Annotated in this window: 11 protein-coding genes and 2 riboswitches; all 11 genes read left to right on the top strand. The window is 55.1% G+C overall.

The genetic code is table 11. The features are described 5' to 3' along the window. The first annotated feature begins 14 nt into the window (after nucleotides 1-14). The 11 genes from whiA to BN7444_RS01880 all read left to right on the top strand — a co-directional run bounded on the left by whiA (nucleotide 15) and on the right by BN7444_RS01880 (nucleotide 13,463). On the top strand, nucleotides 15-959 hold the full coding sequence (whiA, locus tag BN7444_RS01930) for a DNA-binding protein WhiA (RefSeq protein WP_068455005.1): 945 nt from the start codon (nucleotides 15-17) through the stop codon (nucleotides 957-959). A 1-nt stretch (nucleotide 960) separates the two neighbouring features. After that, the gene (locus BN7444_RS01925; RefSeq protein ID WP_082941211.1) at nucleotides 961-1,233 is read left to right on the top strand and encodes an HPr family phosphocarrier protein; all 273 of its coding nucleotides are present in this window, start codon (nucleotides 961-963) and stop codon (nucleotides 1,231-1,233) included. Between the two features lie 34 nt (nucleotides 1,234-1,267). Further along, nucleotides 1,268-4,702 (top strand): DNA polymerase III subunit alpha, encoded by a 3,435-nt coding sequence (locus BN7444_RS01920; RefSeq protein WP_068455002.1) that lies wholly within the window; start codon nucleotides 1,268-1,270, stop codon nucleotides 4,700-4,702. 3 nt (nucleotides 4,703-4,705) lie between these two features. Next, complete coding sequence (locus BN7444_RS01915) at nucleotides 4,706-5,665, top strand: ATP-dependent 6-phosphofructokinase (RefSeq protein ID WP_135122002.1); 960 nt, start codon at nucleotides 4,706-4,708, stop codon at nucleotides 5,663-5,665. A gap of 8 nt (nucleotides 5,666-5,673) precedes the next feature. Next, nucleotides 5,674-7,419: a pyruvate kinase gene (gene pyk, locus BN7444_RS01910; RefSeq protein ID WP_068454996.1), complete on the top strand. Its 1,746-nt coding sequence runs from the start codon at nucleotides 5,674-5,676 to the stop codon at nucleotides 7,417-7,419. Between the two features lie 45 nt (nucleotides 7,420-7,464). Then, nucleotides 7,465-7,560, top strand: a riboswitch (THF riboswitch). A gap of 28 nt (nucleotides 7,561-7,588) precedes the next feature. Next, on the top strand, nucleotides 7,589-8,101 hold the full coding sequence (locus tag BN7444_RS01905) for a folate family ECF transporter S component (protein ID WP_068454993.1): 513 nt from the start codon (nucleotides 7,589-7,591) through the stop codon (nucleotides 8,099-8,101). A 117-nt stretch (nucleotides 8,102-8,218) separates the two neighbouring features. Next, nucleotides 8,219-9,013: a zinc transporter ZupT gene (gene zupT / locus BN7444_RS01900; protein WP_068454990.1), complete on the top strand. Its 795-nt coding sequence runs from the start codon at nucleotides 8,219-8,221 to the stop codon at nucleotides 9,011-9,013. Between the two features lie 64 nt (nucleotides 9,014-9,077). After that, nucleotides 9,078-9,249, top strand: a riboswitch (Lysine riboswitch). 90 nt (nucleotides 9,250-9,339) lie between these two features. Next, nucleotides 9,340-10,953 carry a Na+/H+ antiporter NhaC family protein gene (locus BN7444_RS01895; protein WP_068454987.1) on the top strand — a complete coding sequence of 538 codons (1,614 nt, stop codon included), beginning with the start codon at nucleotides 9,340-9,342 and terminating at the stop codon, nucleotides 10,951-10,953. A gap of 131 nt (nucleotides 10,954-11,084) precedes the next feature. Further along, nucleotides 11,085-11,450, top strand: a complete 366-nt coding sequence (locus BN7444_RS01890; RefSeq protein ID WP_068454985.1) for a metallopeptidase family protein — start codon at nucleotides 11,085-11,087, stop codon at nucleotides 11,448-11,450. Continuing rightward, a complete protein-coding gene (locus tag BN7444_RS01885; protein WP_068454980.1) occupies nucleotides 11,443-12,231 on the top strand; it encodes a J domain-containing protein in 789 nt (262 codons plus the stop codon). The genes BN7444_RS01890 and BN7444_RS01885 overlap by 8 nt, the downstream gene beginning before the upstream one ends. Before the next feature lie 8 nt (nucleotides 12,232-12,239). Next, nucleotides 12,240-13,463, top strand: coding sequence for a glycosyltransferase family 4 protein (locus BN7444_RS01880; protein ID WP_068454977.1), 1,224 nt, complete (start codon nucleotides 12,240-12,242; stop codon nucleotides 13,461-13,463). The last annotated feature ends 8 nt before the right edge of the window (nucleotides 13,464-13,471 follow it).

Genomic DNA, 13,471 nt, shown 5'->3' with positions numbered 1-13,471 from the left:
GAATCGAGGACGCTGTGAGTTTTTCAAAAGATGTAAAAAATGAATTGGCCCGCGTGCCCATGGAGGACGTGGCGATTCTTCACGCGGAGCTGGCGGCGTACGTGCGCACTTGCGGCGTGATTCGCCTGAGGGAAGGGCTTAAAATAGACCTTTCATTCCACACGGAGAATGCCTCCGTGGCCCGGCGGATTCTGTCGGCCATTAAGCGCCTCATCGGCAGCGATGTGGAAGTGGCGGCGACGCAGAACATGTATCTGAAGAAGAACAAGCAGTACCGAATCCGCATGACCGACGAAGGAGCGGTGCGCTCTCTCTTATTGGACAGCGATTTCCTTCGTCCCGACAATGTCTTTCAAATGCACTACGCCGTGGACCCGTCCCTCTTGCGGGATCCGGAGTCCATTCGCGCCTACATCCGCGCCTCCTTTTTAGGGGCGGGATCCGTGACCAGTCCGTCGAAGAGATACCATCTGGAGATGATCTCCCACGACAAGACCCACGGCGAGGACATCATTAAGTGGCTGAAGCGCGCGGGCTTTTCGGCCAAGGGCGTTTACAGAAAAGACGATTACATTATTTATTTAAAAGAGGCGGAAAAAATTTCCGATCTCTTGGCATTTATGGGAGCGAATCGCTCCGTCTTGGAATTTGAATCCACCCGCGTGGTGAAAGATGTTCGAAACAATGTGAACCGTCTGGTGAATTGCGAGACGGCGAATCTGTCCAAGACCGTGAACGCGGCGGCGAGGCAGCTCCGGGATTTGGAGCTCATCGAAAAGACCGTGGGTTTTTCGGCATTGGACGAGGAACTGCTGCCCGTGGCCCGTGCCCGCATGAACCACCCCGAGGCGAGTTTGGCGGAAATCGGCGAGATGATGGAGCCGAAAATGTCCCGAAGCGGCGTCAATCATCGGCTGAAGAAAATACACGAGCTGGCGGAAAAGCTGAGAGGAGTTTGAATTGAAAGAGTCCAAGGTAATTATTAATAACGAGGAAGGTCTGCACGCCAGACCGGCGGCTATGTTTGTCAGAGCGGCCAATCAGTACTTATCGGACATCACCATCCTTCGCGACGGCGAAGAAGTCAACGGCAAGAGCATTATCGGCATTATGAGCCTGGGCATTTTCTCCGGTCAAGAGATTACCTTACAGGCCGAAGGCAGCGACGAGGAAAAAGCCATCGAAGGCTTGGTGGAATTTATCGAAAACGAATTAAGTAAAGAGCCGGCCTAATCGACGGCTCTTTTTTTATTTAGAGAGGACGACTATGGGATCTTTCGTACATTTGCATTTACACTCGGAGTATTCCCTTCTCGACGGCTTTACGAAAGTCGCCGACCTCCCCGAGCGGGTGAAGGCCATGGGGATGGACGCCGTGGCCTTGACGGATCACGGAAATATGTACGGCATGGTGGCTTTTTACAAGGCGGCGACGGCGGCGGGCGTGAAGCCCATTTTAGGCTGCGAGGTTTACGTCACGAAACAGGATAAATCGGTGACGGACAAGAGCAACCGGCGCTACCACTTGATTCTCCTCGCGGAAAATCAGGCGGGCTGGGAAAATTTAATGTCCATCGTCTCCATCGGCTACGTGGACGGCTTTTACTACAAGCCGCGGGTGGACATGGAGGACTTGAGAAAGCACAGCCAGGGCATTATCGCCACCTCCGCCTGTTTAGGCGGCGAGGTGCAGCAGGAGCTCTTGCAGGGCAACGACGAGGGGGCGAAGGAAGCGGCCCTGCGCTACCGGGAAATTTTCGGCAAAGACAATTTCTTTTTGGAGCTTCAGGACCACGGCATGCGGGAGCAGAAGGAAGTGAATCGAAAGCTTCTGCGCCTGTCGGAGGAGACGGGGATCGAGCTTATCGCCACCAACGACTGCCACTACTTAAATAAAGAGGACGCCGACGCCCACGACGCCCTTCTGTGCATTCAAACGGGATCGATTTTGGAAGAGGAGAGCCGCATGCGCTTCCCCTCCGACGAATTTTACGTCAAGAGCCCGGAGGAAATGGCGGAACTTTTCCCCTACGCCCCCGAGGCCTTGGAGAACACGGCGAAAATCGCCGCCCGCTGTCATGTGGAGCTGGAGTTTCACCACCTTCACCTGCCCCATTTCGAACTGCCCGAAGGCTATACCAACGAAGCCTATCTCCGGGAGCTGGTGGAGAAGGGTCTCGTGAAGCGCTACGGCGAGGTGAGTGACGCCGTGCGCAGCCGCGTGGAATTTGAGCTGAACACGATTTTTTCCATGGGCTATACGGATTACTTTCTCATCGTTTGGGACTTCATTCGCTTCGCCCGCTCCGCCGGCATCGAAGTGGGCCCGGGGCGGGGCTCGGCGGCGGGGAGCGTGGTCTCCTACGCTCTCGAGATCATCGACGTGGATCCCTTAAAGTTTGGTTTGCTCTTCGAGCGTTTTTTAAATCCCGAGCGGGTGAGCATGCCGGATATCGACGTGGATTTTTGCTACGAGCGTAGAGAAGAAGTCATCGGCTACGTCATCGACAAGTACGGGGAAGATCACGTGGCGCAAATCGTCACCTTCGGAACCCTGGGCGCCCGTGCCGCGATTCGGGACGTGGGCCGTGTCATGGATCTGCCCTACGGACGGGTGGATTTCGTGGCGAAACAGGTGCCCAATGAATTAAACATCACCCTGAATCGGGCCCTGGAGATTTCTCCTACCTTAAAAAAATCTTACGAGGAAGAAGAGGACGTGCACCGGCTCTTGGATTTGGCCCGCCGCTTGGAAGGGGTGCCGCGGCATACCTCCACCCACGCCGCCGGCGTGGTCATCAGCCAAAATCCCATGACGGACTACGTGCCTCTCACGCGAAACGGCGAGATCATCTCCACCCAATTTAATATGATCGAGCTGGAAGAGCTGGGCCTGTTGAAAATGGACTTTTTGGGCCTCAGGACCCTCACGGTGATTCGCGACGCCCTGCGCTTCATCGAGCGGGATTATGGCAAGACCATCGACTTCGACAGCATGGACTACGAGGATCCCGAGGTGCTGGAAATGTTTCAGCGTGCGGAAACCTTAGGCGTGTTTCAATTTGAAAGCGGCGGCATGCGGGCCTTCTTAAAGGACCTAAAGCCCACGAAATTTGCGGACCTCGCCGCCGCAAACGCCCTCTTCCGACCGGGGCCCATGAATCAAATTCCGAAATTCGTGGAATCGAAGCACGATCCCTCGAAGATCAGCTATCCCCACGAGGCATTGAAGGATATTTTGGAAGAGACCTACGGCTGCATCGTGTATCAGGAACAGGTCATGGAAATCGTGCGCCGGGTCGGGGGCTACTCCCTGGGCCGTGCGGACTTGGTGCGCCGCGCCATGAGCAAAAAGAAAATGGCCGTCATGGAACAGGAGCGGCAAAACTTTATCTACGGCAGCTTGAAAGACGACGGAGAAGTAGACGTGGCGGGGGCCCTGCGCAACGGCGTGGACGAGGCAAGCGCCAACAATATTTACGATCTTATGATCGACTTCGCCAACTACGCCTTCAACAAATCCCACTCCGTGGCCTATGCCGTGGTGGCTTACCGCACGGCGTGGCTGAAACATTACTACCCCGCCCAATTTATGGCAGCGCAGATCACCTCCTTTATGTCCAATGCCGATCACATGCGCATGTATATCGAAGAAGTGAAGCGGCTGAATATTCCCCTCCTGCCTCCCGATGTAAACAGGAGCTATTTGAAATTTAATGTGGAAGAGGGCGCCATTCGCTTCGGCCTAAAGGGCATAAAAAATGTCGGCGCCAACTTCGTCCGCGCCATTGAAAAGGCGCGGGAAGACGGACCCTTTACATCCATGACGGAATTTATCCGCCGAGTGGATAAGGTGGCCCCCGGCGCCATGAACAAGCGGAGCATGGAATCTTTGATCAAGGCAGGCGCCTTCGACACACTGGGCGGCAACAGGCCTCAGTACCTGGCGGTCTACGACAAATTAATGGATCAGATCCAGGGCGAAAACAAGCGCAACATCCCTGGGCAGGTGAGTCTGTTTCAACAGGCACAGGCCACCATGGAGGAGGCCCTGCCCAGGCTGAAGGACTACGATCAAAAGCAGAAGCTGGAGTACGAGCGGGAGGTGCTGGGCATTTACGTCTCCGGCCATCCCCTGGAATCCTACACCGAAAGCCTAAAGCGGCAAACGGATTCGGACACGGCTTCCGTAAAAGAAGCCCTGGAAAGCACCGATGTCTTGTTTAATCGCACCTTGGGCGGAATGTTGAGAGAGACCCGCACCCTGGTAACCAAGAAGAATCAAATGATGGCCTTCGGCGTCTTGGAAGATCTCTACGGCACCATCGAACTCGTGGTCTTTCCCAAGGTCTACGCCTCTCTGCCCCCGGGGCTATTTGAAGAGGGCAAGCTCATTACGGTGACCGGCCGTATCGAAGGCAGCGAAGTGGAAGAGGGGAAGATCCTGGTGGAATCCATTCGGGCCCTGGATGACGAGGATGATTGGGGAACGCTATTTATCCGCCTACCCAATCGGAGCCTTCAAGAGGATATCGAAGCCATTTTGAAACTGCACCGGGGATCCGTTCCCGTGGTATTATATTTTACCGACGAAGAAAAAGCCCTGGGCATGCCCAAGACCATGGCCGTGGCCTGCGACGACGGGCTGCTTCAGGACTTAAGCAGATACATCGACCCCGACGAAGACGTCATTAGAAAGTGAGGCATTATGGCCATAGGATTATTGACCAGCGGCGGCGACGCCCCGGGCATGAACGCCGCCATACGGGCGGTGGTACGCTCGGCCGTTTATGAAAACAAAGAAGTGGTGGGCATACGCAACGGCTTTGCCGGCATTTTCGACGAAGACGCCTACGCCATGGACCTTTCTTCCGTGGCGGACATCGTCCACAAAGGCGGCACCGTTTTGGGCACCTCCCGCTCGGAAAAGATGCGGGAAGCCGACGGACCGGCGGAGGCGAAAAAGCATTTGGACGCCATGAACATCGAACACTTGGTGGTCATCGGCGGCGACGGCTCCATGCGCGGGGCCCTGGCTCTGTCCGAGGCGGGGCAATCGGTGATCACCATTCCCGCCACCATCGACAACGACCTGGGCTACCAACACGGGAGTATCGGCTTTTACACCGCCATAGAAACCATATTGGATGCCATCGGCAAGATTCGCGACACCTCAAGCGCCCATAAGCGGGCCAATATCGTGGAGGTCATGGGCCGCCACTGCGGCGACCTGGCCCTCTATGCGGCCATCGCCGGCGGGGCGGAGAGCGTGATTCTTCCCGAGGTGGATTTCGATTTCGACGAGGTGAAGAAGAAAATGCTGGCGGGCAAGCTTCGCGGCAAGCGCCACCACATTATCCTTCTCACAGAAGATAAGCTTTCCGCTTACGCCCTGGCCCGGGATTTGGAAGAGGCCACGGCCATCGAAACCCGGGTCACCATATTGGGCTATGTGCAGCGAGGCGGCATCCCCACGGGCACCGATCGCATCAACGCATCCCGCCTGGGAGCCGAGGCGGTGAATTACTGCTTCGGCGACAAGAAATCCCTGGCTCTGGGCCTCAAGGGCGGAAGGATGCTTGCCATGGACCTGAAGGAAGCCTTGGCCGTGGAAAAAACTTTCGACCGGGATCTCTACCACTTGGTGGATAAAATTTCCATATAGGAGCAATGATGAAAAAGACAAAAATCGTGGCCACCATCGGGCCGGCCTCCTGGGACGAGGCCACGCTGCGGGAACTTTTTGCCGCCGGCGTCAATGTGTGCCGCTTAAATTTTTCCCACGGCGATTACGACAGCCACAGAGAGACCATGGACCGGATCAAAAAAGTGCGGGAAGAAATGAATCTGCCCATCGCCATTATGTTGGATACCAAGGGGCCGGAGATTCGCACCGTGACCTTTAAAGGCGGCGAGGCCACCTTGCGGGAAGGGGCGTCCTTCGCCCTCTACGCCCATGAGCGGGAAGGGGACGAGGCCGGCGTCGCCATTACCTACGGCGAGCTTTACAAAGACGTGGCGCCGGGACAAATGATTTTAATGGACGACGGTCTCCTGGCCCTTGAGGTGGAAGCCATTGAAGGCACCACCATTCACACCAAGGTCTTAAACGGCGGCGTGATCAAGGATCACAAGGGCATTAACGTGCCCGGAGCCTCCATTCAGCTGCCGGCCCTTACGGAAAAAGACGTGGCGGACATTCGCTTCGGCATCGAAGAAGGGGTGGACTTTATCGCGGCCTCCTTTATTCGCAAGAAGGACGACCTTCTCGCCATTCGGGACGTGCTGGAAACCTACGACGGCGAAGGCATAAAGGTCATCGCGAAAATCGAAAACAAAGAAGGCATCGACAATATGGATGCCATCGCCTCTTTCGCCGACGGGATCATGGTGGCGCGGGGCGACATGGGCGTGGAAATCGAAACGGAGCGGGTGCCTCTGGTGCAAAAGCAGCTCATCGAGCGGGCCATCGACGAGGGCATTCCCGTCATTACCGCCACGCAAATGCTGGACTCCATGATACGCAATCCCCGCCCCACCCGGGCGGAAGTGGGGGATGTGGCCAATGCAATTATCGACGGCACCAGCGCCGTCATGCTTTCAGGAGAAACCGCCGGTGGGAAGTATCCCGTGGAGGCGGTAAAGACCATGGCCAAGGTCTGCGCCGTGACCGAGGCGGCGTTGGACTACGAGCATATTTTGAGCAGGAGCGCAAAGTTTAAGCACAACACCACCAATGTCATCGTGCGCCACGCCGTGGAAATGGCGGAGGAACTTTCCGCCGACGCCATCGTCATCGCCACGTCCACGGGCTTCAGCTCGAGAAATCTGGCGAAGTTTCGACCGGAGATGGACACCTTCGCCGTCACCGACGACGACCGCGTCTTGAGGCAAATGAGTTTGCAATGGGGCGTCACCGGCGTCAAGGGCAAGACCCGCGGCAGGGAAATTTTCGAACACACGGCGAAGGTGGTGAAGCGGGCCGGCTACATTAAGGATGGCGATCTCATCGTCATGGTGGCGGGAGTTCCCCAAGGCGTGGCGGGCAGCACCAATGTGGTGAAGGTCCATCAGGTGGCATCCACCCTGCACAAAGGCGTGGGCATCGTCGGCGGCCACAAGACGGCGCGGGTGCGAATCGCCACAGGCGACGCATCTTTCGTGCGTGACTTTACCGACGGGGATATTATTGTGGCGAAGAGCTACGATAAATTCCTCGCGCCCTATTTGGCCCGCTGCGGCGGATTTATTTCCGAGGAAGAAGGGCTTACCTCGCCCTCGGCCATCGCAGGCCTTTCCGTATCCAAGCCCACCATCGTCGGCTGCGCCGGCATTACCGGCGGCCTCATGCAAGGGGATGTGATCACCATGAATGCCGACACCGGGGAAATCTTTTTGGGCAATGTGCGCACGAAGTAAATCCGCCTTGCGTGAGAAATAAATTATGCTTATAATTGTTTCGTAAGTAGAGTAGGCAGAAGGCGTTAAGTGTTGAGAGATGGGAAGTTGCTCTCAAACGAAGAGTGAAGAGGCTCGCTATCTTCTGCCGCATCCGCTGCTGTCCTCTTAAGCAGCTTAAGGAGGAAAAATGAAACAATTAAATACGAAGAAACTGGCCTTTTTGGCGGTGATGGTGGCGCTGCAAATCGTCTTTACGCGCACCTTGGGCATCGATCTGGGCAATGTGCAACGGATCAGCTTTTCCTTTATTCCCGTCACCTTGGCATCGGCGGTGGCAGGGCCCATCCCCTCGGGGATCGCGGCGGCCGTAGCCGACCTCATCGGGTTTTTTACCAAGCCTACGGGCCCCTATTTCCCGGGATTTACTTTTAATGCCTTTTTAGGCGCCGTCATCTACGGCTATTTCTTCTACAAGAAAGAGCTGACGCTAAAGCGCATTATCCTGGCCAATGTGGTGGCCACGGTGGTGGTCAATATTTGCCTGGGTACCGTGTGGGTACACATGCTGACGGGCAGCCCCTACGGCGCCTTGTTCACGGCAAAGCTCCCCTTCCAAGGGCTGATGCTGGTCATTAAAATCATCGTACAGTCCCTGATTTTAAAACGGCTTACCGACGAAGCCGCCCGACTCTTTCGTTAAATAAAAGCGCCTCTCCGAGCTTCCCTTCGGAGGGGCGTTTTTTGCGTGAAAATATGATACAATAAAACACTGTTAAGTCGTTTGTGCCGCTATCGGCAAAGAAACAGAGGAGTAACCATGTCTAATGTCGCCATTGCATTTATAAGTACCGCCCTTGCCGGTCTCGCCACCATGCTCGGGGCGTTCATCGTATTTTTGTCCAAGTCCGACAACAAGAGATTTCTCTCGGCTGCCCTGGGCTTTTCCGCCGGCGTCATGATCTTTATTTCCTTTATGGAAATGATGCCCATGGCTCAGGAAAATTTCATGACCACCATGTCCGACGCCAAGGCCCAATGGATGGTGCTGGTTTCTTTCTTCGGCTCCATGGCCGTCTTCGGACTGATCTCCCACTTGGTGCCCGAAGCCGACGAGCCCCACGAAATTAAAACGGAAGAGGAGATGGAAGAGAGGAGCCACGAGCTGGCCCTGGAGCAAGTGGGATTAAAGAGCGCCTTGGCCATCGGGATCCACAACTTCCCCGAAGGCATGGTCACCTTTATGACCAGCCTTCTCGACCCGGCCATGGGCGTCTCCATCGCCATCGCCATCGCCATGCACAATATTCCCGAGGGTATCGGCGTGGCGGCGCCTATTTACTTCGCCACGAAAGACAAGAAGCGGGCCCTGTGGCTCACCTTCTTAAGCGGCGTGTCCGAGCCCATCGGCGCCATCCTGGCCTATCTTTTGCTGCGGCCCTTCCTGACGCCCACCTTGTTCGGCGTGGTCTTCGGCGCCATTTCCGGGATCATGGTGCTGATCTCCTTCGACGAGCTTTTGCCCGCCTCCCGTGCCTACGGCGAGACCCACCTGTCCCTCTTGGGCCTTATATTCGGCATGATGGTCATGGGAGCGAGCTTGGTCGTTTTATAAAAAAGCTTAAATCTTTCCTTGACATTTTATATCTGTCTGCTATACTCATATTCAACAATCGAATCCACATGATAGAGGCGCACTTCACATCAGTAACGGAAATCCCCGGTCAATGGATGTCCGCGAAAGGGTGCGGTGCCGAGGGTCGGATGCTTGTGTCCACAGGTATCCTTCACCGGGACGTCGGAGAATATCCTGCGTACTGTCGTTCTACGGAACGGAGAGCTATCGTGCCTTTTGAGTTTTTATTTTCGTATGTAAAAAAGCAAGAGTCATGATAGTATCATGGCTCTTTTTTCGATTGAAAAACAAGAAAGGAAGATTCTATGAACAATCAACGCAATCTTATCATCGCATTAATCCTCGGCATCGTCGCCATCGGCGGCAGTTTTGCCGTGGCGGCCTCCGGCGTGGACACCCATGCCACGGCCTGGTCCCTGCTTCCGCCCATCGTGGCCATTACCCTGGCCCTGATTACCAAGGAAGTGTTCCCCTCCCTCTTTACGGGGATCTTCGTCGGCGCGGTCTTAGCCGGCGGCGGCTCCTTTACCACCACCATGGACCACGTCATTAACGACGGCCTCATTAACGCCGTCTCGGGCACGGCGGGGATTTTCCTCTTCCTCGTGCTCTTAGGCATGCTCGTCGCCCTCATCAATCGCAGCGGCGGCACCAAGGCCTTCGGCGAGTGGGCGTCCCAACACATTACATCGAGACGGGGCGCGCAAACGGCGGCCTTCTTCCTCGGCATTTTAATTTTCATCGACGACTACTTTAACTGCCTAACCGTGGGCAGCGTCATGCGACCGGTCACCGACCGCTTCAAGATCTCCCACGCCAAGCTGGCCTACATCATCGACGCCACGGCGGCGCCGATCTGTATGATCGCCCCCATTTCCTCTTGGGCGGCGGCCGTGTCGGGCTATGCGGAAGGCACGGGCATGAGCGGCATCACCATGTTTGTCCGTGCCATTCCCTATAACTTTTACTCCCTGCTGACCCTGGTCTTCGTCATCGTCTTAATCTGGAGACGGGACGATTACGGCCCCATGCTTCGCTACGAAGAATCGGTTCTCGAGGGAGAAGACATTTCCGCATTGGAACAAGAAGTGCACACCGTGGAAACGTCGGATCGCGCCAGCCTCTTTGACCTGGTAATCCCCATTATCTTCCTCATCGTCACCTCGGTCATGGCCTTGATTTACGTCGGCGGCTTCTTCGATCCCGAATCGGGCTTTGCCGGCGACTTCGTCGGCGCCTTCGGCAACACCGACGCCACCGTGGCTCTTCCCTGGGGCGCCACCATTACTTTGTTCTTTACCATTACCTATTTGATCATCCGCCGCGTCATCAGCTTCAACACATCCATGAACTGCTTGACGGAAGGCTTTAACTCCATGGTGGCCGCCATTATGATTCTTACCATGGCCACGGCTCTGAAGAATATTTCCAACGACCTTTTAGGTAGCGCGGAATTCGTCGGCAATGCCATGGGCAATGTGGCGGGCGGTCTGCAACTCTTCCTCCCCGTGGTTATCTTTATCGTGGCATCCCTCTTGGCCTTTGCCACCGGCACCAGCTGGGGCACCTTCGGGATTCTGATTCCTATCGTGGTCAGCATGTTCAGCGTGGAAGAACACCTCTTCTTTATCGGCCTCAGTGCCTGCCTGGCAGGTGCCGTCTGCGGCGACCACTGCTCGCCCATTAGCGACACCACCATTATGTCCTCGGCGGGGGCTCAATGCAATCACGTTATCCACGTATCCACCCAACTGCCCTACGCCCTAACCGTGGCGGCGGTGAGCTCCGTCTGCTACATCTTGGCGGGCTTTATTCAAGATCCCTACATTCCCCTCATCGTCGGCGTGCTTTTAATCGTCGGTATCCTGAGCTTTGTGGGACGCCACAACAAACACCCGGAACTGAGAAATCAACTGTAAACAAATGGCGAGGCTTCGGCTTCGCCTTTTTTAATGGAAAAACTTCGAAAAGCGAAGAGAAGTCGAAGATTTTCTCCTGTGCTTTATAATTTGCCTTCAATCTCATATAATGAAAGATCAGGAGGTGGGGTATGGACGATCGATTTGACGAAATGGCGTCGATTTTAGACGACCTGGTGGACGAGCTGCCACAAGAATATTTCCGCGGCCTCAATGGCGGCGTGATTTTTTCCAGAGAAGAAATGCGCGACGAGACCTATTCGGACCTTTACGTCATGGGCCATTACAAATCCGAGCCCATGGGCAAGAGTATCGTCTTGTATTACGGTTCCTTTATGGCGCTGTACAGCTATTACTCCCACGAGGAAATCGCGGAAAAATTAAAAGAGACCCTTTACCACGAACTGACCCACCATTTGGAAACCTTGGCCGGCGAAAACGACCTGGTCCTGGAGGATCTGGCCTTTATGGAACGGCACAGGAGGGAACATGAATAAATTTTACGGAAACTTTTTTAAATACGTGGGCACGGCCATCGACTACGTGCTGGAATTTTTTATCGGGCTGTTCAGTCTTTTGACGGAGCTGACCCGTTCGTTTCGCAGCCTGCTTCTGTCGGTATTATTTTTCGGCGGTTGCCTTTTCTTCTTTATCTTTTTAATTCCCATGAGCTTTTCTTCTCGAGGGGGGATGCCCTGGGGGAGCATCGTGCTTTTGATTTTAATCTTCCCCGTCATCGGCTCCTTTGCCGTAAGCCGGCTCAAGTACCTGCAGTACATGGCGACGGAATATTTTTACGAGCGGGCGGACTACTACCTTCTGGGCAAAGACGTGACCTACGAAACCATGGGGGACTACGGCAGACGCTACGAACGGAAAATCGAAGCGGAGCGCCGCCGTCAACAGGAAGAGCGGGCCCGCATGGAAGAAGAAATGTTTCGCCGCCAGTTCGAAGCCTTCTTTAATCAGGGTAATTTCGGCGGCTATCAGGGAAGCTACGGCGATTTCGGCGGCGGCTATAATCAGGAAAGCTACGGCGCATACGACGGGGGCTTTAAGGAGAAATACGAGGCCGCCGTGCACCGCTTAGGCGTCGATGTGAATGCCGACAAGTATGAAATTCGCCTGGCCTATAAAAAGCTCGCCAAAAAATATCACCCGGACCTGAATCCCGAGGAAGACACGACGAAGATTTTTCAGGAAATCAACGCGGCCAACGACTTTTTAAACGACGAAAACATCGCCCGTTACAAATCCATGTACGGCAAGAAACAGTAGGAGGGGACATGAGAGTATTACACACCTTGGCGCAGTTGCCCACACGCACGGGAAGCGGCGTCTATTATTCGAATCTGGTCAACGGACTGGAAAAGAAGGGCGTGGAAAACGCCCTGGTCTACGGCATTCAATCGCCCTACCATTTCGATTTTCACCAAAAGCAATACCCGGTGGCCTTTAACACCGACGACGTGCCCTTTCCCATCGCCGGCATGAGCGACGAAATGCCCTACGACAACACGGTCTATTCCCAAATGGATGCGAAGAAAGTGGAAATCTGGCGGAGGGCCTTTCGCAAGCGGCTGGAGGCGGCGAAGGAGGAGTTTAAGCCCGATCTCATCATCGCCCACCATCTGTGGTATCTGACGGATATGGTGCTTGAGATTTTCGACGGCGTGCCCGTCATCGGCGTCTGCCACGGCACGGATCTGCGCCAGGGAGAAAAGCACGAAGACTTAATGGAAGCTTACACCGCCAATATGAACAAGCTGCGCCACGTCTTCGCCCTGTCGAAGAAAGACAAGGCCGCCATCGCCCGCATGTTCGCCATCGACGAATCCAAGATCACGGTCATGGGCGGCGGCTACAACGAAGCCGTCTTTAACGATCAGGGCATTTGGCGCCACGACGACCGCATCAAAATTATTTACGCCGGCAAGCTTTCCCGGGCCAAAGGGGTTTACGAGCTGGCCAAGGCCTATCCCAATCTGAAGCGGAAGTATCCCGAAGTGGATATGGAGCTGATCGGTGAAGAGAGCCTGGACCGAAAAGACCGCATCTTCGAATGCGCTCACTACAAAGAGGGCTTTAAGATCCACAATGTCATCGATCAAAAGGCCCTGGGCGCCCACATGAAGACCTGCGATATCTTCGTGCTGCCCAGCTATTACGAAGGCCTGGGGCTCATCGCCATCGAAGCCTTGGCCTGTCGCATGCGCCTGGTCACATCGGAGCTCGACGGCCTTATGGAACTCTTAGGCGACGAGGTCTTGGCCAGCGATGTGGTGGAAGTGGTGAAGCTGCCCCAACTTTACAACACGGATCAGCCCCACAAACTGGAAATCGACGATTACGTTCAAGGCCTGGAAGCGGCGCTGGAAAAACAAGTGCTGGCGGTGAAAGAAGACAGAGCTTTCCCCGACGCTGTTTACGAACAAATCAAGCGCTTCGCCTGGAGCGAAATCATCGAATCGGAATACCGCGTCATGTTGGATGTGATGGAGGAAAAATAAAGAGCCGC

Source organism: Peptoniphilus pacaensis (genome assembly GCF_900088125.1).
Lineage (GTDB): Bacteria > Bacillota > Clostridia > Tissierellales > Peptoniphilaceae > Aedoeadaptatus > Aedoeadaptatus pacaensis.
The sequence above is the reverse complement of the archived record's forward strand: the minus strand, read 5'-3'. Positions and strand labels throughout refer to the sequence as shown.

Excerpts from the sequence above, each read along its gene's own strand:
- BN7444_RS01920 (WP_068455002.1), top strand. The coding sequence starts at position 1,268 with ATGGGATCTTTCGTACATTTGCATTTACACTCGGAGTATTCCCTTCTC.
- pyk (WP_068454996.1), top strand. The coding sequence starts at position 5,674 with ATGAAAAAGACAAAAATCGTGGCCACCATCGGGCCGGCCTCCTGGGAC.
- BN7444_RS01905 (WP_068454993.1), top strand. The coding sequence starts at position 7,589 with ATGAAACAATTAAATACGAAGAAACTGGCCTTTTTGGCGGTGATGGTG.
- zupT (WP_068454990.1), top strand. The coding sequence starts at position 8,219 with ATGTCTAATGTCGCCATTGCATTTATAAGTACCGCCCTTGCCGGTCTC.
- BN7444_RS01895 (WP_068454987.1), top strand. The coding sequence starts at position 9,340 with ATGAACAATCAACGCAATCTTATCATCGCATTAATCCTCGGCATCGTC.
- BN7444_RS01890 (WP_068454985.1), top strand. The coding sequence starts at position 11,085 with ATGGACGATCGATTTGACGAAATGGCGTCGATTTTAGACGACCTGGTG.
- BN7444_RS01885 (WP_068454980.1), top strand. The coding sequence starts at position 11,443 with ATGAATAAATTTTACGGAAACTTTTTTAAATACGTGGGCACGGCCATC.
- BN7444_RS01880 (WP_068454977.1), top strand. The coding sequence starts at position 12,240 with ATGAGAGTATTACACACCTTGGCGCAGTTGCCCACACGCACGGGAAGC.